This is a genomic window from Ruegeria sp. CDSA077, assembly GCF_059612265.1.
The window spans coordinates 14484-37344 of record NZ_JBXWQG010000004.1; the positions used below are offsets into that span (position 1 = coordinate 14484).

Consider the following 22861-nt stretch of genomic DNA (forward strand, 5'->3'; position numbering starts at 1 on the left):
TTTGGCCAAAGCGAGAAACATCCTGTTCATCATGTTCGACCAGCTGCGCTGGGACTATCTGAGCTGTTACGGACATCCGCATCTGCACACCCCCAACATAGACCGCCTGGCAGCGCGTGGTGTGCGGTTCGACAGGGCCTATATCCAGTCTCCTATTTGCGGTTCCTCCCGTATGTCGACCTATACCGGGCGCTATGTGCATTCGCATGGGGCTTCTTGGAATGGAATCCCGCTGAAAGTGGGTGAGATGACCATGGGTGATCATCTGCGCAAGGCTGGGATGGACTGTTGGCTGGTGGGCAAGACCCATATGCGCGCGGATGCCGAAGGCATGGCGCGGTTGGGGCTGGAACCGGACAGTCTGATCGGTGCCCGCGTGGCCGAATGCGGGTTCGACGTGTTCGAGCGTGATGACGGAATGCTGCCCGAAGGGCCGGATGGGTATTATGACCCGGACGGGGCCAAGGAATACAACAAATACCTATCGGCCAAAGGATATGACAGCGACAACCCCTGGCATGACTTCGCCAATTCAGGTCTCGACGCTGAGGGCAATGTTCTGTCGGGCTGGTTTCTCAAGAACTCGTCCCAGCCGGCGAATATTGCCGAGGAAGACAGCGAAACACCCTATCTGACCGGGCGCGGGATCGAATTCATGGAAACCCATGACGGCCCCTGGTGCTGCCACCTGAGCTTTATCAAACCGCATTGGCCCTATGTCGTGCCGGAACCCTATGCCTCAATGTACGGACCGGAACATATCCTGCCCGTGGTCCGGTCTGAGGCGGAACGCCGGAATGCCCATCCGGTGCTCCGGGCATTCATGGACACCAAGGTTGGCGAGGCGTTCTCGCGGCAGGATGTGCGCGACGCCGTGATCCCCGCTTATATGGGTCTGATCAAGCAGGCCGACGACCAGATGGGCCGGCTGTTCGCATGGCTGGAAAAGACGGGCCGGATGGAGGACACGATGATCGTGTTAACCTCGGACCACGGGGATTTTCTGGGCGATCACTGGATGGGTGAGAAGACCTTTTTCCAGGACGCATCGGTCAAGGTGCCGTTGATCATCTATGACCCATCCCCCGAGGCTGAGGCGACCCGTGGCACTGTGAGCGACGCGCTGGTCGAGTCCATCGACCTCGCCCCAACATTCTTGGACATAGCCGGAGGCGAAGCGTCGGGTCACATTCTGGAAGGTCACTCCTTGTTGCCGATCTTGCGTGGCCATCAGGTCGAGACACCTCGGGATGTGGTAGTCAGTGAGTATGACTATTCCGCCTCGCCCATGGCGGAAAAGCTGAATGCCTCGGTTCGGGATGCAGTGATGTTCATGGTGGCCAACAAGAATTGGAAGCTGATCCATTGCGAAGGCGGGCATCGGCCACTGCTGTTCGATCTTGAAAACGACCCGAATGAACTAACCGACCTTGGCAACAGTGCTGAACACGCAGATATCATCGCCAAGATGTATGACCATCTGTTCATTTGGGCGCGTCGCCCGTCGCAGCGCACAACACGTTCCGAACAGCAACTGATCGAAATGCGCACCAATAGTCGGGGCAGAGGGGTGGTTATTGGAATCTATGACGAAAACGACGCGCCACTGGATTTGACCGTGAAATACAGAGGCCGCAAAGCGCGCCCCTATCTGGACCATACCGGCAAGGAATAGCCTTTGTAACATGAATTCTGACCTGATCAGGGCAAAAGGCGGTTCACCCTGCGCGGGGCAGGCGATACAAGACCAACCAAGAGCAGCAAACCCGGAGAGCCGAAATGACCGCCCCGAAACCCGTCGTCCTGTGTATTCTTGATGGCTGGGGCCTGTCCGAGGACACCGGAGCCAATGCGCCTTACCTTGCCGATACGCCGACATTCGATGCGATCATGGCAAACGGTCCGCATGCCAAGCTGATCACGCATGGTCCGGATGTTGGTCTGCCAAGTGGTCAGATGGGCAATTCCGAAGTCGGTCACACAAATATTGGGGCTGGCCGCGTTGTTGCGATGGATTTGGGCCAGATTGATCTGGCGATTGAGGACGGTTCTTTCTTTGCCAACTCCGCGCTGCAGAACTTTATCGGTAAGGTAAAGGCTGCAGGTGGCACCGCACATCTGTTGGGGGTGGTCTCGGACGGGGGAGTGCATGGCCACCTGCACCATATCATTGCTGCGGCAAAGGCGATAACGGATGCTGGTGTGCCCGTTGCCTTGCACGCGGTTACGGATGGTCGGGATGTGGCCCCGAAATCAGCGCTGACCTATATCACAGAGCTTGAGGAGCGCTTGCCCGACGGCGCCCGTGTTGCCTCGGTCTGCGGGCGCTATTTTGCCATGGACCGCGACAACCGATGGGAACGTGTTAGCGAAGCCTATGGTGCAATGATCAAGGGGCAAGGGCGCAGCGCTGTTTCGGCGCGCAATGCCGTGGATCAGGCCTATCAGCAGTCGGAAACGGACGAATTTATCGTCCCGACCGTCCTCGACGGCTATCACGGCATCAAAGACGGAGATGGGTTCTTCTGCCTCAACTTCCGCGCCGACCGGGCCCGCGAGATTCTGCGGGCGATTGGCGAACCCGGCTTTGATGATTTCGACACCGGCTCGCGTCCACAGCTTTCAGCCCTGCTGGGCATGGTCGAATATTCCGTCGGGCACAGCGCCTATATGACCACTGTTTTCCCCAAGCGTGACATCGTGAATACGCTGGGTGAGTGGGTGGCGAAACATGGGCTCAGCCAGTTCCGACTGGCCGAGACCGAGAAATACCCGCATGTGACCTTCTTCCTCAATGGCGGCAAGGAAACGCCCGAGGCGAACGAAGACCGCTTTATGCCGAAATCACCAAAAGTGGCGACTTACGACCTGCAACCCGAGATGTCATCGGCAGAAGTGACCGCAAAATTAGTCGAAGCTATCGGGGCGGGCTTTGATCTGATCATAACCAATTATGCCAATCCAGATATGGTTGGGCATACCGGCGACCTGCAAGCGGCAATCCGCGCCTGTGAGGCTGTGGATCAAGGGCTGGCGCAAGTCGTCGCCGCGTTGGAAAAAGTGGGGGGCGCAATGATTGTAACAGCCGATCATGGAAATTGCGAGATGATGGTCGATCCCGAAACCGGTGGGCCGCATACAGCCCATACGCTGAACCCCGTGCCCGTGGCGTTGGTCGGGGGACCAGCAGGGGTATCCTTGCGAGATGGTCGCCTGTCCGATCTGGCGCCCACGCTGCTGGAACTGATGGCGTTGGATCAGCCCCCTGAAATGACTGGAAAGAGCCTGCTTTCATGACGCTTCGTGCGCTGCTTCTGGCGATTTTCTTTGCATCCAAGGCGGTTGCCCAGACCGACCCCGCGACCGCCGCATTGAATGCAGCGCAGATGCTTGAGCAGGCATCAGTATCGTTGACCGAGGCCGAAAGCGCCCGCGACCGGGTCCGTGCCCTGACCGAAACCATACAGGCGTATGAGGCGGGTCTGTCGGCCATGCGCGATGGCCTACGACGGGCGGCAACACGCGAAGCCCAGCTAACAGCCGAATTGCGCAGTCGGGAAAAGGATGTGGCACAGCTGTTGGGCGTATTGCAAACGATCGAAACCACGGCGCCTCCGGTTCTGATGCTACACCCGTCAGGGCCGTTGGGCTCGGCCCGGGCCGGTATGATGCTGTCCGAGGTTACGCCGGGCCTGAACGCAAAAGCACAGTCTCTTGCGCGTGATCTTCAGGAAGTGCGCACGCTTCGATTGCTGCAGCAAAGCGCCTCGGAAACCTTGGTCGAGGGCTTGACGGGCGTTCAGAATGCCCGCACCCAGCTCAGCACCGCCATCGCAGACCGAACGGATTTGCCGCGGCGCTTTGTCGAGGACCCGATCCGCACTGCTATCCTGATCTCATCGACTGAAACGCTTGACGGTTTTGCCAGCGGGCTTTCCCAGATCTCCGAAGGGCAAATCGCCGAAACGGATGCGGATATATCAAGTATCAAGGGTCAGATTGCGCTGCCGACGCAGGGCATCATCCTGCACCGGGCAAATGAAACCGATGCGGCCGGTGTCAAACGCCCTGGTATCGTATTGGGCACCCGACCGCGCGCAATAGTCACCTCGCCAACGGCGGCCACGATACGGTATCGCGGGCCACTACTGGAGTTGGGGAATCTGGTGATCCTCGAGCCGCAACCGGGGCTTCTATTTGTCTTTTCCGGGCTACAAGAGGTCTACGGAGAAGCCGGTCAGGTGATTCCCCGGGGGACGCCAGTCGGATTGATGCCTGCAGAATCGAAGGAAATCGGCGCAATTTTGTCAACAAGCGGTGATGGCACTGGAACTGACCGATCAGAAACGCTCTATATAGAGGTAAGACAGGATAACAGCCCCGTGGACCCGGAATCGTGGTTTCGGACCGACAAGGATGGATAAACGAGTATGAAGAAATTTGTGATGGCCGGTTTGGCTGGAACTATAGCAGGCCTGATTGTAACGACGCAGATCGCCGGTCCGTTGCTTGCCCAAGAAGCCGAAAACAAGGCCAGTGTCTATGAACAGCTGGATCTGTTTGGCGATATTTTCGAACGCATCCGCGCGCAATATGTCGAAGAGGTTGAGCCCGAAGACCTGATTGAGGCGGCCATTGACGGTATGCTGACCTCGCTGGATCCGCATTCCAGCTATCTGTCCCCGGATGATGCCGAACAGATGCGGGTCCAGACCCGTGGCGAGTTTGGCGGTCTGGGTATCGAAGTCACGCAGGAAGAGGGCTTTGTCAAAGTTGTCTCGCCGATCGATGATACGCCTGCGGATGAGGCCGGGATCGAAGCCGGAGATTTCATCACCCATGTCGATGGCGAAAGCATACTGGGCCTGACCCTGGACAAGGCGGTCGATCTGATGCGCGGGCCGGTGGGCTCGGAAATCGTGATCACCGTTGTCCGCGAGGGTGAACAGGAACCTTTTGACGTGCCTATCATTCGCGACACAATCAAACTGACGGCAGTACGCGCGCGCACCGAAGGGACCAGTGTGGTTCTGCGTGTGACCACCTTTAACGACCAAACCTATCCCAACTTGCAGGAAGGCCTGGCCGAGCAGATCGAAGAGGCCGGAGGGATCGACAAGGTGAATGGTGTCGTTCTGGACCTGCGCAACAATCCCGGTGGTCTGCTGACACAGGCAATCAAGGTTTCGGACGCATTCCTAAACGAGGGTGAGATCGTATCAACCCGTGGCCGCGATCCAAGCGATGGTGAGCGTTTCAACGCAACTGTGGGTGATCTGGCAGAAGGAAAGCCGATTGTGGTGCTGATCAATGGCGGGTCCGCCTCGGCATCCGAGATTGTAGCCGGCGCGCTGCAGGATCATCGCCGCGCAATCGTTGTGGGAACCAAAAGTTTCGGCAAAGGCTCGGTCCAGACTGTCATGCCACTGCGGAGCGATGGCGCGATGCGTTTGACCACGTCGCGCTACTACACGCCGTCGGGCCGGTCTATTCAGGCGCTTGGTGTCAGCCCCGACATCATCGTTGAACAGCCCCGCCCAGCCCCGGAGACCGAGGAAGAAGAGGCCAATGCGAACACCCGTTCCGAGGCCGATCTGCGTGGCAGTCTGAACAATGACAGCCTGAGCGAGGATGAAATCCGCCAGATCGAAGAAGATAGGGCCAAGGCCGAAGCCACCGCCGAATTGCGGGAAGAGGATTACCAGCTGGCCTATGCCATCGACATCCTCAAGGGGCTGTCAGCCTTCAACCCGGACGGGCCATCGCAATAAATAAACCGGGCCGCCTGACAAGCGGCCCTTTTCCTGATGGGGCCGCTGCCGATCGAGGTAGGGTGGCTGATTAGAGCCCGATGCCGCCTATGTTGTCTCCCAACCAACGTCCGCTCTGTGAAAAGCTAGTCAGAAAAACACATCTTGTTTCCATCCAGGTCTCGAACGTATGCAGAGAACTTTGGCCCTCGTTGGTTGGGGGCCCCCTCACAATCACCCCCGAGATCTGTGGCTAAAGCGTGCAGCCTTCTGACTTCTGCTTCGCCACCAACGCAAAATCCAACCATCGTTCCATTACCGTTAGTGGCCGGCAACGTGTCGAAGGGTTTGGCCACGGCGAAGGCAAAATCCTTTCCAAGCCAGTAAGTCATTCTTTCTGAAGGCGACATGCTTTGGAGACCCGATTGCGAAAACAGTGTGTCGTAGAAGGTTCTTGCAGCTGCCATGTCATTCGTTCCGACAACAAAGTAATTCATTTTCATCGATTTAGCTCCTGCAAGTGAGTGGCCTGCGTCAGGCAATGGTTTCAGTGACCCAAGCTATATCGACTAATGTGCCATTTTATGTCTTATTTGATTCATGGCACGGGCTAATACACACAACAGACTGAGGCGATTGGAATTGCTTGCGGTTCAACTCAAGCAAGATGCCCATTGTACGGTTAGAGACTTGGCGCAACAGCATGGTGTCAGTATGCGCACGATAGCCCGCGACCTTGTGCTTATGCGGGACCAAGGCATGCAGATAGACGCTGATCGCGGTCGTGGAGGAGGTGTGCGCCTCGACCGCAACTGGGGCGTTGGTCGTATGAACCTGACATACGCTGAGGCGGTCGATCTGCTAATCAGCATTGCTGTCGCAGAGCAGATGAAATCACCAATGTTGCTTGCGAACTTGGCATCGGTAAGGCGGCAGCTTGTGGCCTCGTTTTCACCCGAGAAACGCAACAAGGTGAACCAGCTCAAGTCCCGTATTCTTATAGGCGTCACGGCTTCGACTTATGTTCAAGCCAGCGCGAGCGCCCCACCAAAAAGGATTGTGCAAGCGGTTCATCAGGCTTTCGTCGATCAAAAGGTCTTGGAGCTGCGATATCAAAGAGAAGACGGTGTCATTTCCAACCGGCAAATTGAGCCTCAGTATCTCTTGTTGAAGTATCCCATTTGGTACGTCGTTGCGATCGACCGTCTGAGAAACGAACCAAGGACATTTCGGTGCGACCGGATGCTTGGGGCCTCAATGGGCGAAACGCGCTTCAAGCTCCTGCCGAAAGAAAAATTTCAACCCTCATTGGTAATTGATGATTCTTCGATGTGATCGGGTCATGGCCAACAGTAAGCGGACAATGACGCCTGAATTATAGGCACGCACTTCGTCCGCACTTCTACCGCCTACTGAGACCGGCGAAAGACTCGTTTTAGCATATCAAGCTCTGCTCGCATCAGGTCCAGTTCGGCGCGCAGGTCATCGGCGGCGGCGTTTCCTGCAATGATCGAGAACCCGCCCAGTTTAAGCCCTGAAACGGAATCTGAGATTACAAAACTGTGGACCCCGTCAGACAGGGCCACATCAGGCACCTGTACACGAAGCTCCCACCCGGTGTCGGCTGGTGACAGATGAACCTCATCCAGCGCGTCACCACGGTAGGACACGCTGATCTCGGGCTGCGTATCAGCCTGCAGGTGGCCCATCCAGGTGCCATTTTCCAGGCCCAGTGATGTGAGTATCAGATCGGTCATGGCAGGGTTCTCATAAATCGGCGCGATGGTGACGACAGACGGTCAGGTCCTGCAACACTATCCGGTTCATCCGAGGATTATCCAGAATGATATCCAGCCAGACTTTGTCCATGCGGCGTTCATTCAGTGGTAAATGTGCAAGATCAAAATCCACGCTGTTTGAAGGACCAGTGGGATCAAGTTTGCGCAGAACCTGTTCGGCGTTTGGGCCGTGTCGAATATTGAGCCGCGCGAACAATTCCTGTGGGCGTTCGGCCTCAATATGGCAATCGACTCGGATCAGATGCTGCCGCGTCAGCCCTTGCACAGCCTCTTGTGGAAGCTCGATAGAGAGAGAGAGAAATGATCCCTCGAACCCGAAAACCTCGACCGCCAAGCTGAACGGTGACAGATCATGCTTGCGCGTGTTCCTGATCTGGCGCGTGCTGATTTCCTGGCGCGGACAGTCGTGAAACAGCGTTGCCTCATCGTTGATACGTGCCTTACGCGGGGCCGAGGCGACACCGGGGCGGGGCTGAGGATAGCGCCACAGCTCGGGCCTCCAGCTCCAGTCGGTGCCCAACGGTTTCGGGAAATGGGTTGATCCCGCCACAGGCCGTGTAAGGCGGCTGTTGGCCTGAAGGATCAGCGCATCCAGCTCGGATCGCAAGCGACGTGCATCATCACGCTGCAGCCGCAATTCAGAAAGCACAGCTTCGGGCGCTGCCCGGGCGTCCCGCTGCCAGCGCGTCAGTGCTTTGCGGTGAATATAGCGATCCAGTAGCTTGCCCATGATCCCAATCTATTGCTCCACACATCTTTTGTCGGATATCCACCCGAGGATAAAGCCGATTTGCATCATAGCGTCGGTAAATTACCGAAAATGTGAACACGCTTTTGGCTAGGCAGCAAAGTTGTGACCTGTTACGGAGGGCGCCGTTCTTGCAATCAACCCGGTCAGTGCGTACCGTCTGACACCTGATTGCAGTGGACCATCCGTTACAACCCTATAGCAATATTTCCGAGGCAAAGACGGGGCATGGAACCCACTCTATTCGCATTCATCTGGAAGCATTCCAAGAAACAGCAACTGGTTTTGTTGCTGCTTACATTGTTTTCTTTTCCCTTCCTCTATGCATCATTGGAGCTGCCCAAGCAGATCATTAACGATGCGATTGGTGCACCAGGCAGCTCGGTAACTTTCTTAGGAGTTACGGTGACGCAGGTGCAGTATTTGTTGATTCTGTGTCTGGCCTTTCTGGCGACCGTAATCGCCAGCGGTCTGATGAAAATGCGGATCAACACGATGAAAGGTGTGTTGGCCGAACGCATGTTACGCCGACTGAGGTACACGCTGATCCACCGAACTCTGCGGTTCCCGAAATCCTATTTTGCCACCACCAGCCAAGGCGAGCTGGTGTCGATGATCACGTCCGAGGCTGAACCGATGGGCGGCCTGATGGGAGATGCGATCGCACAACCCGTATTCCAGTTTGGTCAGATGATGACCATTGTGACGTTTCTGTTCATGCAAAGCGTGTGGTTTGGTCTTGCAAGTATTGCGCTGATCCCACTGCAGGCTTGGTTGATTCCAAAATTGCAGCGCCAGATCAACCTGTTGAACAAAGACCGAATTCAAGAAGTTAGGCGCTTGAGCTCAGAAATCGGCGAAAGCGCAGCCGGGATCAGTGATCTGCGCACCAACGGAGGCTGGCGGCACAGATTGGCCCAGTTCAGCCATCGTTTGGGAACTTTGTTCGAGATCCGATTCAAGATCTATAACAAAAAGTTCTTCATGAAGTTTCTCAACAATCTGATCACTCAGATGACCCCGTTTCTGTTTTATTCGGTGGGCGGATACCTGGCGATCACGGGCGAGGTAACAGTGGGCGCGCTGGTGGCGGCACTGGGAGCATATAAGGATCTTAGCGGACCTTGGAAGGATCTGCTGACCTATTACAATCAAGTTCAGGACATGTCGTTGCGGTGGGAAATCGTGACCGAACGCTTCGCGCCCGACAACATGGTGCCCGAAGAGCTGTTCGAGGGCGAGCCTGATTCCATTCCGCATCTGACTGGCGAGATCAAGCTGCAGAATATTACCGTTCGGGATAACGATGGGAAAACTGTTCTCGAGGATATAGACCTCGTCATACCCAAAGGGGCCCGCGTGGCCATCAAATCCTCGAATGCGGCCGAAAGAGGGGCATTGGCTCAGCTGCTGACCCGCGAATTGCTGCCGGTTCAGGGCGACGTCACGATTGCTGGACATGACATCCAATCCTTGCACCAATCCGTCATCGCGGCGCGGATCGGATATGCCTATTCTCGACCATATCTGTTTGATGGGTCGATTGGGGACAACTTGATGATGCCCCTGAAAACACGCCCTCAGCATGAAGCCGACGCCGCCAGGGCCCCTAGCCGCCGCCAGATCGAGGCCGCGCGAGCGGGGAACTCGGTGGATTCGCTGTCAGATGAATGGATTGATCCCGGTCTGGCCGGGCTCAACAACACTGACGACATCCAGGATTGGTGGTTCAAGCTGGTCGAGGCGATGGGAACGGATGAATTCATGTTCCGCCGCACCCTGCGCAGCCAGTTGAATCCGGATCAGCATCCCGAGTTTGTGCAAAATATCATCGACCTCCGTGGCCCCATCCATGACAAGTTGGTGGAAAAAGATCTGGACCGCTTTGTCTACCGGTTCGATCCGGACAGGTTCAACCCAACTGTGCCTTTGGGCGGCAACCTTCTTTATGCAGCACCGTCGCAGGAAATCTCGCCGGACATTCTGGCCGGCGATAATCGGTTCATGCAAATGCTGCGTACACATGAGCTTGATGACGACGCGCTGAGTATCTCAAGCGCTGTTCTGGAAACGCTGAGCCATGCTTTTGGGCGGGACGGAACCGACCATCCGCTGTTCCTGCGCCTGGGCTTGAGCAAGGATATGTTCCACCGGCTGCTGGCAATCGAAGACAAGCGCAAGGCAAAAGGAGTGGACGAGCTGTCGCAGCGCGAACACGCCTTTCTTCTGACCGTTCCGTTCCTGCTGACCGCCGAACAGATTGGCCCTGATTTCCCGGATGAATACAAACAGAAGATTCTGAAAATCCGCACTGAACAGGGCGAAAGGTTACGTGGAAGCCTGCAGGAGATATTTGTACCGGTCACACCGGACACATACATCGCGCGTATGACGGTTATGGAAAATGCGCTTTTCGGGCGGGTATCTGTGACGGCGGGAGCTCATGCTGACGAGATAGAGGATGTGGTTGCCGAAGTGATCAATGCTGCAGGTCTGCGTAGACAGGCAGCGGCCATCGTCTATGATCTGTCCGCAGGGCTGGGTGGGAACAATCTGACAACCGTCTTTCAGGAACGAATTGCCTTCTCGCGCGCCGGGATTAAACGGCCGGATTTGCTAATCCTGGATAAAGCGTTGGCCAGCCATGACTCTGAGAGCCGTTTACGCACCCGGTTGAAACTGCGCGAACTGCTGCCCGATTCCATCATGATTTTCATGGAGGACAGTTTCGCCCATCCCGAGGCCTATGATCTGTTTGTTGAAATCAAGGATGGTCGCATTGACGGTGTCTCGAAAACGCAGCTCGAACAAGAATCCGGCACCACCGCTGACCTCAGCCGCAAGCTGAAGATTATCTCGTCAACTCCGCTTTTTGCAAATATCGACGGTCGCAACCAGAGATTGCTGGCGTTTTCGGCGCAGTGGTATGATGCTGCCGCTGGTCAGGTCATTTTCTCTCGTGGGCAGGCGCCGGATGCGGCCTATCTGTGCATTTCGGGTCATGCGAAGCTGATGTGGCACGAAGAGGACGGTTCGACCCGGTCCATATCTGTCATTGAACCTGGGCGCCTGATCGGTGACCTGTCTGTTATCACCGGTGAGACCAGGCAGTTGGATCTTGTGGCAGGCGAAAACTGTTCATTCCTGCGGATTGGTGCAGTGGAACTGCGCGCGGTGATCGAAAGCGATGCAAGCGTTGCGGTTCAGTTGCTTGAAACAGTTGCCGGATACCTGACAACCATTTCGGAAAAGATCAACGCCACCAAAGCATCGACCTTGTTCTTCGATGATGAGGACCAGACCGAAAGTTCCCACCAGAATGTCTGAAATCCGCGCGCTCTCTTACGCCCCGCATGAGCAACTGGTCGCCGACGCACGCGACAAACCACAGCTGTGGCGCCTGCTGGCCGGCCTGGCAACAATCGTAGTCGTTGCAACCGTCTTCAATCTGATCCTGTTTGCAGTCGTAACCGTGGCCGGACCGCAGGAATGGGCCAGCGGGTTGATGAACGGCTCGACCCCGATCTCGATGGTGATCCTGCTGTCAAGCTTTGGGTTTGTCACATTTGGTGTGTGGACCGCAGCGCGACAGTTTCAGAAGCGGTCCCTGGGTTCTATTTTAGGGACTAGGGGCAAAGCGGTCAGACAGTTCTGGCTTGTGCTGCGCGCCCTGATGGTGCTTGGCGTGGTTATTGTAACCGTGCCGCACGTCATTATGGGCGCGCCGCTTGTTCAAAACCTGTCCTTTTCGGTTTGGCTGGTATTCCTGCCTCTCTCGCTATTGGCTGTGTTTGTCCAAATCAGTGCGGAGGAGCTGCTTTTCCGCGGATATATGCAGCAAAGCCTGGCGGCGCGATTCCGTTCTCCGATCATCTGGATGGGGGTACCGTCGCTTCTATTCGCGGTGGGGCACTATTCGCCCGATGCGGCGGGCGGCAATGCAGAGTTACTGGTACTGTGGACTGGTCTGTTTGGGCTTTTGGCTGCGGATTTGACCGCGCGGGCGGGAACCCTGGGCCCGGCCATAGCGCTGCATTTTTTCAACAATGTCATAGCGCTCTTGTTTGTCTCGCTGCCTGACACCCTCAGCGGTCTTGCCCTATTTGTGCTGCCCTTTGATATGACCGATACTCTGACATTGCGGCAATGGTTATATGTGGATTTTGCCGTGATGATTGTCAGCTGGTTTATCGCGCGCCTTGCGCTCAGGCGCTGATTGCAATTCTTTCCGTAGCGTCTTATGTGACGTCAACGCCGTACTAGCAAGGTTCCGACATGAACTGGATCACAAACTACGTCCGTCCCCGGATTAATTCGATCTTCTCACGCCGGGAAGTCCCCGAAAACCTTTGGCACAAGTGTGACGAATGCGGCACGATGCTGTTCCACCGCGAATTGGCGGAAAACCAGAATGTCTGCACCCAATGTGATCATCATATGGCGATCACACCGCGCGACCGGTTCGGGCACCTGTTTGACGGTGGTATATTTACCGAGGTCGATGTTCCCGCTCCCAAAGATGATCCGCTACAGTTCCGGGACCAGAAGAGATACCCCGACCGGATGAAAGCAGCGCAGAAGAAAACTGGCGAGCAAGAGGCGATGCTGGTCGCCAAAGGTGATATCGGACGTACGCCGGTCGTGGCAGCGGCCCAGGATTTCTCGTTCATGGGCGGCTCGATGGGTATGTATGTCGGCAATGCCATCATTGCGGCCGCGCAAGAGGCAGTGAAGTTGAAACGCCCGCTGATCCTGTTCTCGGCAGCGGGTGGCGCGCGAATGCAGGAAGGCATCCTGAGCTTGATGCAGATGCCGCGAACCACCGTGGCGGTTGAGATGCTGAAAGAGGCAAAACTGCCCTATATCGTTGTACTCACCCATCCTACCACCGGAGGCGTGACCGCTTCTTATGCGATGCTGGGCGACGTCCATATCTCGGAACCCAATGCGCTAATCTGCTTTGCAGGCCCGCGCGTGATCGAACAGACCATTCGGGAAAAGCTGCCCGAAGGATTTCAGCGCGCAGAATACCTGCTGGACCACGGAATGCTGGACCGGGTAACGAAGCGTACCGAAATGCGTGACGAATTGATCACGATTACCCGCATGCTGATGAATCAGCCTCCTGCGGTCAAAGGTGATTTGCCCGCGCCCACCCCCGAAGCCCCAGAGAAAGACGCGGATCAGGAATGACTTCGCCATCGTCAGACGTCATCCTTGATCGGATGATGGCGCTGCATCCCAAGATCATTGACCTGACGCTGGATCGGGTGTGGCGTTTGCTTGCCGCACTGGAAAGCCCTCAGACCAAATTGCCTCCGGTCGTGCATATCGCAGGGACAAACGGCAAGGGGTCTACGCAGGCCATGATCCGCGCCGGTATGGAAGGGGCGGGGAAAACGATTCACGCCTATACCTCTCCGCATCTTGCCCGGTTTCACGAGCGTATTCGGCTGGCAGGTGAGTTGATTTCGGAAGCCGAACTGACAAACGTCCTTGATGAGTGCTATGCCGCCAATGGTGGTGAGAACATCACCTATTTCGAGATTACGACCTGTGCGGCCCTGCTGGCCTTTGCCCGCAAACAGGCTGATTATACCTTGCTTGAGGTCGGCCTTGGCGGGCGCCTGGATGCAACAAACGTGGTGCACGAACCCGCCGTGACGGTTATCACGCCGGTTTCCATCGACCATGAACAGTTTCTAGGCGACACGTTGGGCAAGATCGCTGCCGAAAAAGCCGGGATCATCAAGCCGGGCGTCCCTTGTATCGTCGGCCCACAGCAGGACGAAGCGCTTGAGGTCATCGAATATACAGCGGCCCGTCTGGGCGCCCCATTGCTGGTACACGGTCAGCACTGGCATGTGACCGAGGAAAACGGACGTCTTGTGTATCAGGACGAAATCGGGCTGCGGGATCTGCCGCTGCCCAACCTGCTTGGCGCACATCAAATTCAGAATGCGGGTGCGGCAATAGCGGTATTGCGCCATCTCGAACTTGGTGATCAGGCCTATGAGGCCGCCGTTACCAAGGCCGAGTGGCCAGCACGAATGCAGCGTCTGAAATCCGGCCCGCTTTTTGAACAGGCCGCACAGGCCGAGCTGTGGCTGGATGGTGGACACAATGCCGCCGCGGGAATTGCGCTTGCTGAAGTGCTGAGAAAATTACCGCAATCTCCGACACATTTGATCTGCGGAATGCTCAACACCAAAGATGTTGCTGGCTATCTTGCACCGCTTGCCACGCAGGCTCAAAGCTTGACCGCAGTGTCGATACCGGGTGAGGCCGCGACGCTTAGCGCTGAAGATACGGCGCAGGCTGCTGACCACGTTGGCATGAAAGCCGACACAGCAGAGAGTGTATCCGCGGCCCTGCAGAAAATCACAGACCAAGACCCTCAGGCCCGTATCCTGATTTGCGGATCACTCTATTTGGCGGGCAACATCCTACGCGAAAACGGATAGGTCTTCACCCGGCGGAAATACCTTGGGGAAGGCGCGCAAAACGTGACGGGGCAGCGCCCCTATGCCCCCCAATCCTCGGCCTGCATCTCGCGCAATCGCGAGGCAGTGCGTTCGAACTCGAACGTCCCTTCACCCTCGACATACAACATCTCGGGCTCTGCGGCCGCCGAACAGATCAGGCGAACCCGCGCCTCATACAAGGCGTCAATCAACGTCACAAAGCGCTTGGCCTCATTGAAATTATTCCGGGACAGGCGCGGGATGTCCTCCAGAACCAGAACTTTGACCGCCTCGGCAACGGCCAGATAATCTGCAGGGCCCAGCATCCGTCCGCACAGGTCATAAAAGCTTGCTCGGGCTATCCCGTTCCGAAAGGCCGGCAATTCGACAGCACGGCCATTTACCTGCAACACCAGCGGTTCCGCCGCACCGCCCGCGAGATCGTTCCAGACGGATCGGATATTCTGTCGAGCCTCGGGGCCGATCGGCGTGAAATAGACTGGCGCACCTTCAAGACGGTTCTGTCGGTAATCAGTAGGCGAGACCAGTTCCCATATCTGAAGCTGTTCCTTGATATGCGCGATGAATGGCAAAAAGAGCTGGCGGTTCAAGCCGTTCTTGTACAATTCGTCCGGGTGCCGGTTGGATGTGGTGATGACCACGACCCCGCCAGCATGCAAAAGATCAAACAGCCGCCCGACGATCATCGCATCGGTGATATCGGTGATCTGCATCTCGTCAAATGCCAGCAGTTTTACGGATTTGACAACCGAGTCCGCGACCGGTGCAAGCGCATCCTCAACTCCGTCCTTACGAGCTTTGTGCATTCCCGCGTGGATTTCCTGCATGAAAGCATGAAAATGGACGCGACGGGCAGGGATGTCGCCAAGCAAGTCGACAAACATATCCATCAACATCGACTTGCCACGACCAACTCCGCCCCACAGATAAAGTCCCTGGGGCGGCGGGGGTGCCTTGCGAAAGAAACCACGCTTGACCGGGGTAGCCAAGGCCGCGCGAATGCGTTCGAAATGCGGAAGGACAGCCTCTTGCGCATCGTCCCGCGTCAACGTGCCATCGGCGATGCGTGTCTCGTAAAGCGATATCAAATCTGACATATCCCGAGGGATACCTTCACCTCAGGGCATTGAAAAGAAGGCATTTGGAAGATGCATCAATTTTGCTTATCCACGGCGTCAAAACTCCTGAATTGACCACGGTACAAATTTGGCTACCGTCGCGGCTCGGACATTCGAGGATCCTATGCCACAGCACGCACGCCTGCTAAATCCGATCTTGATCGTCGGCTGTATAATTATCGCCGTCAGTTTTGCCGTGCGGGCATCCTTTGGCGTATTCCAGATCCCCATTGCGACTGAATTCGGCTGGCTGCGCACCGATTTTTCGATGGCGATTGCGATCCAGAACCTCGCTTGGGGAATTGGACAACCCATTTTTGCCGCCATCGCCGAGAAGGTGGGGGATCGCCGTGCGATTGTGCTCGGGGCATTGACCTATGCAGCGGGCATGGTGTTGTCGGCGTGGTCCGTTACCCCGTTCGAGCATCAGATGTACGCCTGGCTTGTGGGCTTTGGGATTGCCGGCACGGGGTTTGGTGTCGTGCTTGCCGTAGTTGGGCGGGCGTCCTCTGATCATAACCGCTCTATGTCTCTGGCCGTCGTGACAGCGGCAGGAAGCTTTGGCCAGGTTTTGGGTGCTCCAACGGCGGAATGGCTTTTGTCTATTATGCCCTGGCAACAGGTTTTCATCGTGTTTGCCGTTGCCATCCTGGCACTGGTCATGACTCTGCCCTTCATGCGCGCCCCCCAAGCCGCAACCAAAGCCGAAATCGAAGAAAGCATGGGGCAAATTCTGGGCAAGGCCTTCCGAGACCCGTCTTATACCCTGATTTTCCTGGGATTTTTCAGCTGTGGTTATCAGCTTGGCTTTATCACAGCGCATTTTCCCGCTTTCGTGACCGAAATGTGCGGCCCGATTCAGCCGGGTGGAATACTGGATTCCATTGGTATAACGACAACTTCCGCATTAGGGGCTGTGTCGATTTCATTGATCGGGCTGGCCAATATCGGAGGGACATTGCTGGCGGGGTGGGCCGGAATGCACTTTCCCAAGAAATTCCTTCTGGCCTCTATTTATGCCGCCCGCACGCTTACAGCGGCGGCTTTCATAATCCTGCCAATCACGCCAATCACGGTCGTTGTATTCTCATTGGTCATGGGTTCGCTCTGGCTGGCAACGGTTCCACTGACCTCGGGGCTTGTCGCACATTTGTACGGGTTGCGCTACATGGGTACGCTTTACGGCATCATCTTCTTCAGCCATCAGGTCGGCAGTTTTCTTGGCGTCTGGCTAGGCGGCCGCATGTATGATCAGTACGGAGATTACACCTTTGTCTGGTGGATCGGCGTGGCCATCGGCGCCTTCAGCGCCATCGTTCACCTGCCCATCCGCGAGAACCGGCCGCTCTCCGTCGCAGCCTGATTTAGCGGGCCTCTTCGCGGGTCAAAAGCCCCTCAGCCACCAACCGGTCGGCCCATCCTTGCGGGCCCTCAAAATGATGCGTCTGCCAGCTTCGCGCCTGCGCCGTTTCGATATTGTCGATCCGGTCGTCAGTGAACAACAACGCCTCAGGCGCCAGACCACAATCGGCTTCGACCATCTCGTAAATCGGGACATGCGGTTTCACGGTCTGCATGCGACCTGAAACATACAGCCGGTCAAACTCGTTGAGGAATGGATAGACCGTGGTTGCATACTCAAAATTCTGCACCCCGAAATTTGTCAGCGCAAAGACCGAGATGCCTTTGGCGCGCAACGCACGTTGCAGCCGTACCGAGTGGGGAATTTCTGGCGTGGCCAATTCGATCCATTTGTCGTGCCACATCCGGATTTCATCCCGCCATTCGGGATATTTCTCGGCCCAATCATAGATGGTGTCCGTGAAGTGATGCCCCTGATCAACCAGATCATTCATTCCATGCAGGTCAACCTCGGCAAACATGGCCCGGCGACGGTCTTCACCAATAACCGCATCGTAGTACCGTTCTGGCTGCCATTCTATCAGGACATTCCCGATGTCGAAAACCACCGCTTCTATTGGCATGAATAATCCTTCTTAGAATCTCTGCTGGGGCTGACTGAATCAATCCTTGCTGCGCTTTTCAAGACAGGAACTGCAGCGCGCAGCGCTGCCCGGCCCAACCGGAGAGGACACATCTCTGATGCGTCTGTGACGAGCGGGAGGGTCACGCCCTTAGTGCCGCCCGTAATTCCCGTTCCAGCGCATCCAAAAACCGGGACCTATCGGCCTTGCCAAAAGGCTTGCCACCGCCGCCTGCGCCCAGAGGGTTTGCCGAACGAAGGTCTGCCATCAGGTCGCGCATCGCCAGTTGCTGACCAATATTGGCGGCGGTAAAGGCCTCGCCGTTGTGACGTAAAACACGTGCACCTGCTTCAACACATTTCGCGGCTAAAGGAATGTCTGAGGTCACAACCACGTCCCCTGTACCACAACGCTCTGCGATCCATTTATCGGCCTCATCCGCACCTGCGGACACGATCACAACCTGTACCAGAGGATTGGCCGAAGGCCTCAGGCCACCGTTCGAAACCAGAGCCATCGGAATCTTATGTCGGGTCGCTACACGCTCGGCCTCGGCCTTCACTGGACAGGCATCTGCGTCTATGTACAGGGTTGTCACGCTTTCTTTGCCTGTTTCTCGGCAGGCTTCTTCTTGACCTTGAATTCCTCGGGGATGGGCATCCGGTTAAACGCATCCAGACCTGCGATCTTATAGGCCTCGGCCAAGGTCGGGTAGTTGAATGTGTTTTGAACGAAATAATCCACTGTGCCTTTCAGGTTCAATACAGCCTGTGCGATATGGATCAGCTCAGTCGCGCCTTCGCCTACGATCTGCACACCAAGAACCCGGCGGGTTTTCAGCGAAAACAGCATCTTCAACATGCCATGTTCCAACCCCATGATATGCCCGCGAGAAGTTTCGCGGAATCGCGCGACGCCAACCTCGTAAGGGATATCGCGCTCCTGTAACTCCTCTTCGGACATGCCGCAGGTGGATATCTCGGGCACCGAATAGATGCCGTAAGGGTACCAGGGGCTTTCCGGCAGGGTCGGGGTCTCCAACGCGTGACATGCCGCCACGCGCCCCTGCTGCAGCGAGGTTGATGCCAGCGAGGGATGTCCGATTACATCTCCGGTCGCATAGATATGCGGTACCGCTGTCTGATAGGTCTTGCGATCGACCTCAATCCGGTTGCGGTGATCGGTTGTCAGCCCGACAGCATCCAGATTCAAGGCCGAGGTCGCGCCCATCCGCCCGGCGGCAAACAGCAACATCTCGGCCCGGACATGCCGTCCATTCTCGAGCGTCACTTCTACGTGGCTACCTCCATCTTCGATCTTTTCAACGGCAGAGCCCAGCCGCAAATCCACGCCGTTTTCGCGGATTTGGTGGGTAAAGTCGTGGATCAGCCGGCTGTCGATGAAATCCAGAAACGTCTCGCGGGGTTCAATCAGGGTGACACGTACATCAAGCGCGGAAAACATCGTGGCATATTCAACACCGATTACACCGGCCCCGATCACGCATAGCGAGCGCGGTATCTCGGCCATCTCCAGAAAATCATCGCCATCGACGATGGTCTTCCCGTTGAAGGGCACATAATCGGGACGATAGGTCTTGGTACCGGTGGCGATCAAGAACTTTGCGGCGGACAGACGTGTGGTTTCGCCTGCGTCGGTTGCAACCTCAATCTCGTGGGGACCGACAAATCTTGCCAGACCATTTAAGGTTTCCACGTGGTTCCGATTGAACTGATGTTCCAGCACATCGACCTCATGGTCCAGCGTCATGTGCAGCCGAGCCTTGAGGTCTTCGGCCCGGATCTGATCCTTTACCCGGTACGAGCGCCCGTAAAAGCTGCGCTCGCGCCAGCCAGACAGGTTCAGCACTGTCTCGCGGAGGGTTTTTGACGGGATGGTCCCGGTATGGACCGAGACCCCACCCAACCGATCCTTGCGGTCGATAACCAGCACCCGGCGTTTCAACTTGCCTGCCTGAATCGCCGCCGAACGACCGGAAGGGCCGGACCCGACAATGATCAGGTCATAGTCGTATTTGCTCATGCCTCAGTCTCCATACAGTGCTTCGGCGTGGAAAGTGATGTGGTCTTCCATGAAGGTCGACACAAAGAAGTAAGAATGGTCATAGCCGGGCTGCAGACGGAAAACTGCCTGTTGGCGACGTTCGGCTATCGCCTGGGCCAGCGCCTCGGGGCGCAACAGGTCGATGAACTGGTCATTGTCGCCGGTGTCGATCAGGACAGGGCCGTCGAAACCGGTGTTCTTCATCATCAGCGATGCGTCGTGCTTGGCCCATTGGGCCGCGTCATCGCCCAGATATGCCTTCAGTTGTTTGCGGCCCCAATCGGCGCCTGTTGGGTTTGAAATCGGTGCAAATGCCGAAACCGATCGGAACCGGCCCGGTAGGTTCATTGCCAATGTCAGGGCGCCATGGCCGCCCATGGAATGGCCGGTAATGGCCTGGCGGTCTGCGTCGATTGCAAAGGTTTCAACCAGAAGAGCGGGCAATTCCTCGGCCACGTAGTCCCACATGTTGAAGTGCGGTGCCCAGGGTGATTGCGTGGCATTCACATAAAACCCCGCGCCCTGGCCCAGATCGTAGTCCTCGTGATCGGCAACGCCTTCGCCGCGCGGGGATGTGTCAGGGAAAACAAGGGCGATACCCTGTTCCGCGGCCCAGGCCTGCGCCCCGGCCTTGGTCATGGCGTTTTCATGGGTACAGGTCAGACCAGACAGATACCATAGAACCGGAACCGGGCCGTCCTTTGCCTCGGCGGGCAGGAACAGTCCAAAAGTCATGTCGCATTGGCAGGCAGCCGAGGCGTGGCGATAGACGCCCTGGACGCCTCCGAAACAAGCGTTTTCCGAAAGGGTTTCCATTTGGTTCCGTCCTTACGTTAGGTTCGCGCCATGGCTATCGTTACTCGGTCCGTGCGTAAAGTCTGTGTTCCTGCGGCCAGCGAGTATTTTCCCTATCTGTGGCTTAGAATGTTCCGGCTATGGCAATCACCAGCGGCAGTGTCAGGATGCTGACCACGGTAGACAAGAGAATTGCGGCCGAAGCCCGATGGGGTGCGACCCCGTAATAGGCCGCCAGCATATAGACATTCCCAGCGACCGGCAGTGCTGCCGCTGCAATGGCAACCGAAGCCGAGAAGCTTTCCGCCGGGATCAGCCAGATTACGAAGACAGCAACGCAGAGCGGATGAATGATCAGCTTGCAAAAACTCAGCCAGGCAGCGATCTGAACACGCTCGGCGGATTTGCTGGCGAGCGATGCCCCTATCGCAAACAAGGCTCCCGGAGTGGCTGCCCCGCCCAGGATTGTCAGAAAATCGTTCAGTGGAACGGGCACGGGAATTTGGAAGGCTGACCACAAAAGCCCCGCTGAAATAGATACGATCATCGGGTTTTTGAGCAAACCGAGGCCAATCAACCGAAATGTTGCCGGCGTCAGCCGCCCATCGCGCCCGGCATTGATCAAAATCACGATCAGCGAGGAAAACACCACAAGGTCGACAGTCAATACCAGCATGACCGGGCCGATTGCTGCTTCGGTGAACAAAAGCGCAAGCATCGGCAGCCCCAGAAAGCCCACATTGCCGATCGCAGCGCATTGGGCCTCGACGGCAGAGGTTGGTATGTCAAGGCCGCGCATCCACGCGATCAGACTGGCCAGAGCATAAACCGTAAGCGTTCCTAGCAGATAGCCCGCGACCAATCTGCCGTCGAATATCTCGGCAAAGGGCAGGGTGGCGGCAAAGCGGAACAACATTGCCGAAAGTGCGAAATAGAACACGAATTTCGTCAGATAGGCCGTGGCTTCTTCCGAGAAGAACCGACTGCGCCCAGCCCAATACCCCAGGCCGATAATCGCAAAGAACGGCAGCGTACGCAGAAAAATATCAGCCATGGCCAGAGTGTTAGCACGGTTTTCTCTGGCGGCAACCCCTGGCCAATCAGGCCCCGCCGAACGACCTTCGCGGACTGACCTAACGGAAAAATTACCATAATCCCGCCTGCCCATGGCCGAAATCCTATGCGAATCGTTGTATCTGAACTGATCAGTTTATAGATTCGACGAATCCACCCTTGAAGGAGAGCGCATGTCCGAAGCAACTGCCATTTTGCGAACAGGCCGAAAATTTGATCAGGTCCTGCAAGGAGCCCGATCGGTGTTCATGGCAGATGGTTTCGAAGGAGCTAGTGTAGATGACATTGCGCGCGCGGCGGGTGTTTCCAAGGCCACTTTGTACAGCTATTTCCCGGATAAGCGTCTTCTTTTCATGGAGGTCGCTCAGAACGAATGCTGCCGTATGGCCGAGAATGTCGTTTCGATGGTTGACGATACAAAACCCGCACGCGAAGTGCTGACCATCGCTGCGACCCAGCTGGCCGCATTTCTGGTGTCGGATTTTGCGCAGCAGGTGTTCCGCATCTGCGTGGCCGAGCAAGATCGGTTCCCCGAACTTGGCCGCGCCTTCTATGAGGCGGGGCCGCAAAATGGCACCCGGCAACTTGCAGAATATCTGCAAAAAGCGGTGAATAAAGGCGAATTGGTTATCGAGGACCTTCAATTTGCCGCTGAACAGTTTTCGGAATTGTGCAAGGTCCGCCTTTGGCCCCGATCCACATTCGGCATTCAAAGCAGTTTTTCAGAGGCTGAGATTGAAGAGGTCGCGCTGCAGGCTGTCGACATGTTCATGGCCCGTTACGGCGCCTGACATTTGGGTCGGATCGACTCGATTCAAGATATGGATGTGGAGGTCGATCCCTGAAGCCCGCGGCATTTAGGATTGACGGCATTCAAGAGTTTGGACGCTCCTGCCCGGCGGTTTCGCCACTGCTTGGCTCTAATCGCCAAAGAACCGAAATCAGTTAGAAAACAGGCCCGACCAGGCAAATCATAACGCTGTACCTGCCCTCTTTTTTACTTCCTGATCGCTGGGCGGTGAACTCAGTTGACAATGGATTTT

General features: G+C 56.4%; 20 protein-coding genes. 11 read left to right on the forward strand and 9 right to left on the reverse strand.

Annotated features, from left to right (window positions below; genetic code table 11):
- The first annotated feature begins 1 nt into the window (after position 1).
- From AC2FLE_RS10865 to AC2FLE_RS10880, 4 genes are all read left to right on the forward strand, one after another.
- Complete coding sequence (locus AC2FLE_RS10865) at positions 2-1675, forward strand: sulfatase-like hydrolase/transferase (protein ID WP_496696976.1); 1674 nt, start codon at positions 2-4, stop codon at positions 1673-1675.
- A 104-nt stretch (positions 1676-1779) separates the two neighbouring features.
- Positions 1780-3297: a 2,3-bisphosphoglycerate-independent phosphoglycerate mutase gene (gene gpmI, locus AC2FLE_RS10870; RefSeq protein WP_496696978.1), complete on the forward strand. Its 1518-nt coding sequence runs from the start codon at positions 1780-1782 to the stop codon at positions 3295-3297.
- Entirely contained in the window at positions 3294-4424 is a 1131-nt protein-coding gene (locus tag AC2FLE_RS10875) for a murein hydrolase activator EnvC family protein (protein WP_496696980.1), read from the forward strand. Before gpmI ends, AC2FLE_RS10875 begins: the two co-directional genes overlap by 4 nt.
- Positions 4425-4430: 6 nt before the next feature.
- On the forward strand, positions 4431-5771 hold the full coding sequence (locus AC2FLE_RS10880) for a S41 family peptidase (protein WP_496696982.1): 1341 nt from the start codon (positions 4431-4433) through the stop codon (positions 5769-5771).
- 125 nt (positions 5772-5896) lie between these two features.
- Here the strand turns inward: AC2FLE_RS10880 and AC2FLE_RS10885 are convergent, their stop codons facing one another.
- Positions 5897-6253, reverse strand: coding sequence for a VOC family protein (locus tag AC2FLE_RS10885; protein WP_142636355.1), 357 nt, complete (start codon positions 6251-6253; stop codon positions 5897-5899).
- 97 nt (positions 6254-6350) lie between these two features.
- Between AC2FLE_RS10885 and AC2FLE_RS10890 the strand changes: the two genes are divergently transcribed.
- The gene (locus tag AC2FLE_RS10890) at positions 6351-7085 is read left to right on the forward strand and encodes a helix-turn-helix transcriptional regulator (RefSeq protein WP_281995099.1); all 735 of its coding nucleotides are present in this window, start codon (positions 6351-6353) and stop codon (positions 7083-7085) included.
- A 74-nt stretch (positions 7086-7159) separates the two neighbouring features.
- On the opposite strand, the gene AC2FLE_RS10895 is transcribed toward AC2FLE_RS10890, so the two are convergent.
- Both AC2FLE_RS10895 and AC2FLE_RS10900 read right to left on the reverse strand, forming a co-directional pair.
- Complete coding sequence (locus AC2FLE_RS10895) at positions 7160-7507, reverse strand: hypothetical protein (RefSeq protein ID WP_496689313.1); 348 nt, start codon at positions 7505-7507, stop codon at positions 7160-7162.
- 10 nt (positions 7508-7517) lie between these two features.
- Positions 7518-8279 (reverse strand): DUF6478 family protein, encoded by a 762-nt coding sequence (locus AC2FLE_RS10900; protein ID WP_142636349.1) that lies wholly within the window; start codon positions 8277-8279, stop codon positions 7518-7520.
- 246 nt (positions 8280-8525) lie between these two features.
- Here AC2FLE_RS10900 and AC2FLE_RS10905 point away from each other — a divergent pair, with 246 nt between their 5' ends.
- Genes AC2FLE_RS10905 through AC2FLE_RS10920 form a run of 4 tightly spaced genes read left to right on the forward strand, consistent with a single transcriptional unit; the run spans position 8526 to position 14761 of the window.
- On the forward strand, positions 8526-11624 hold the full coding sequence (locus AC2FLE_RS10905; RefSeq protein WP_496696985.1) for an ABC transporter transmembrane domain-containing protein: 3099 nt from the start codon (positions 8526-8528) through the stop codon (positions 11622-11624).
- Positions 11617-12513: a CPBP family intramembrane glutamic endopeptidase gene (locus tag AC2FLE_RS10910; protein ID WP_496696987.1), complete on the forward strand. Its 897-nt coding sequence runs from the start codon at positions 11617-11619 to the stop codon at positions 12511-12513. Before AC2FLE_RS10905 ends, AC2FLE_RS10910 begins: the two co-directional genes overlap by 8 nt.
- Positions 12514-12572: 59 nt before the next feature.
- Positions 12573-13490 (forward strand): acetyl-CoA carboxylase, carboxyltransferase subunit beta, encoded by a 918-nt coding sequence (gene accD, locus AC2FLE_RS10915; protein WP_496689318.1) that lies wholly within the window; start codon positions 12573-12575, stop codon positions 13488-13490.
- Entirely contained in the window at positions 13487-14761 is a 1275-nt protein-coding gene (locus tag AC2FLE_RS10920) for a bifunctional folylpolyglutamate synthase/dihydrofolate synthase (protein ID WP_496696990.1), read from the forward strand. The genes accD and AC2FLE_RS10920 overlap by 4 nt, the downstream gene beginning before the upstream one ends.
- Positions 14762-14820: 59 nt before the next feature.
- On the opposite strand, the gene zapE is transcribed toward AC2FLE_RS10920, so the two are convergent.
- Positions 14821-15879: a cell division protein ZapE gene (zapE, locus tag AC2FLE_RS10925; protein WP_496696991.1), complete on the reverse strand. Its 1059-nt coding sequence runs from the start codon at positions 15877-15879 to the stop codon at positions 14821-14823.
- 145 nt (positions 15880-16024) lie between these two features.
- On the opposite strand from zapE, the gene AC2FLE_RS10930 reads away from it, so the two are divergent.
- Positions 16025-17263: an MFS transporter gene (locus tag AC2FLE_RS10930; protein WP_496696993.1), complete on the forward strand. Its 1239-nt coding sequence runs from the start codon at positions 16025-16027 to the stop codon at positions 17261-17263.
- 1 nt (position 17264) lies between these two features.
- On the opposite strand, the gene AC2FLE_RS10935 is transcribed toward AC2FLE_RS10930, so the two are convergent.
- The 5 genes from AC2FLE_RS10935 to AC2FLE_RS10955 all read right to left on the reverse strand — a co-directional run bounded on the left by AC2FLE_RS10935 (position 17265) and on the right by AC2FLE_RS10955 (position 21798).
- A complete protein-coding gene (locus tag AC2FLE_RS10935) occupies positions 17265-17885 on the reverse strand; it encodes an HAD family hydrolase (protein ID WP_496696995.1) in 621 nt (206 codons plus the stop codon).
- A gap of 142 nt (positions 17886-18027) precedes the next feature.
- Complete coding sequence (locus AC2FLE_RS10940) at positions 18028-18483, reverse strand: YaiI/YqxD family protein (RefSeq protein WP_281972917.1); 456 nt, start codon at positions 18481-18483, stop codon at positions 18028-18030.
- Entirely contained in the window at positions 18480-19928 is a 1449-nt protein-coding gene (gene sthA / locus AC2FLE_RS10945) for a Si-specific NAD(P)(+) transhydrogenase (RefSeq protein ID WP_142636327.1), read from the reverse strand. The genes AC2FLE_RS10940 and sthA overlap by 4 nt, the downstream gene beginning before the upstream one ends.
- A 3-nt stretch (positions 19929-19931) precedes the next feature.
- Entirely contained in the window at positions 19932-20765 is an 834-nt protein-coding gene (fghA, locus tag AC2FLE_RS10950; protein WP_496696997.1) for an S-formylglutathione hydrolase, read from the reverse strand.
- Between the two features lie 103 nt (positions 20766-20868).
- The gene (locus AC2FLE_RS10955; protein WP_142636323.1) at positions 20869-21798 is read right to left on the reverse strand and encodes an AEC family transporter; all 930 of its coding nucleotides are present in this window, start codon (positions 21796-21798) and stop codon (positions 20869-20871) included.
- Positions 21799-21991: 193 nt separating this feature from the next.
- Here AC2FLE_RS10955 and AC2FLE_RS10960 point away from each other — a divergent pair, with 193 nt between their 5' ends.
- Entirely contained in the window at positions 21992-22609 is a 618-nt protein-coding gene (locus AC2FLE_RS10960; RefSeq protein ID WP_142636321.1) for a TetR/AcrR family transcriptional regulator, read from the forward strand.
- Positions 22610-22861 lie beyond the last annotated feature (252 nt).

Excerpts from the sequence above, each read along its gene's own strand:
- gpmI (WP_496696978.1), top strand. The coding sequence starts at position 1,780 with ATGACCGCCCCGAAACCCGTCGTCCTGTGTATTCTTGATGGCTGGGGC.
- AC2FLE_RS10875 (WP_496696980.1), top strand. The coding sequence starts at position 3,294 with ATGACGCTTCGTGCGCTGCTTCTGGCGATTTTCTTTGCATCCAAGGCG.
- AC2FLE_RS10880 (WP_496696982.1), top strand. The coding sequence starts at position 4,431 with ATGAAGAAATTTGTGATGGCCGGTTTGGCTGGAACTATAGCAGGCCTG.
- AC2FLE_RS10885 (WP_142636355.1), bottom strand. The coding sequence starts at position 6,253 with ATGAAAATGAATTACTTTGTTGTCGGAACGAATGACATGGCAGCTGCA.
- AC2FLE_RS10890 (WP_281995099.1), top strand. The coding sequence starts at position 6,351 with ATGGCACGGGCTAATACACACAACAGACTGAGGCGATTGGAATTGCTT.
- AC2FLE_RS10895 (WP_496689313.1), bottom strand. The coding sequence starts at position 7,507 with ATGACCGATCTGATACTCACATCACTGGGCCTGGAAAATGGCACCTGG.
- AC2FLE_RS10900 (WP_142636349.1), bottom strand. The coding sequence starts at position 8,279 with ATGGGCAAGCTACTGGATCGCTATATTCACCGCAAAGCACTGACGCGC.
- AC2FLE_RS10905 (WP_496696985.1), top strand. The coding sequence starts at position 8,526 with ATGGAACCCACTCTATTCGCATTCATCTGGAAGCATTCCAAGAAACAG.
- AC2FLE_RS10910 (WP_496696987.1), top strand. The coding sequence starts at position 11,617 with ATGTCTGAAATCCGCGCGCTCTCTTACGCCCCGCATGAGCAACTGGTC.
- accD (WP_496689318.1), top strand. The coding sequence starts at position 12,573 with ATGAACTGGATCACAAACTACGTCCGTCCCCGGATTAATTCGATCTTC.
- AC2FLE_RS10920 (WP_496696990.1), top strand. The coding sequence starts at position 13,487 with ATGACTTCGCCATCGTCAGACGTCATCCTTGATCGGATGATGGCGCTG.
- zapE (WP_496696991.1), bottom strand. The coding sequence starts at position 15,879 with ATGTCAGATTTGATATCGCTTTACGAGACACGCATCGCCGATGGCACG.
- AC2FLE_RS10930 (WP_496696993.1), top strand. The coding sequence starts at position 16,025 with ATGCCACAGCACGCACGCCTGCTAAATCCGATCTTGATCGTCGGCTGT.
- AC2FLE_RS10935 (WP_496696995.1), bottom strand. The coding sequence starts at position 17,885 with ATGCCAATAGAAGCGGTGGTTTTCGACATCGGGAATGTCCTGATAGAA.
- sthA (WP_142636327.1), bottom strand. The coding sequence starts at position 19,928 with ATGAGCAAATACGACTATGACCTGATCATTGTCGGGTCCGGCCCTTCC.
- fghA (WP_496696997.1), bottom strand. The coding sequence starts at position 20,765 with ATGGAAACCCTTTCGGAAAACGCTTGTTTCGGAGGCGTCCAGGGCGTC.
- AC2FLE_RS10955 (WP_142636323.1), bottom strand. The coding sequence starts at position 21,798 with ATGGCTGATATTTTTCTGCGTACGCTGCCGTTCTTTGCGATTATCGGC.
- AC2FLE_RS10960 (WP_142636321.1), top strand. The coding sequence starts at position 21,992 with ATGTCCGAAGCAACTGCCATTTTGCGAACAGGCCGAAAATTTGATCAG.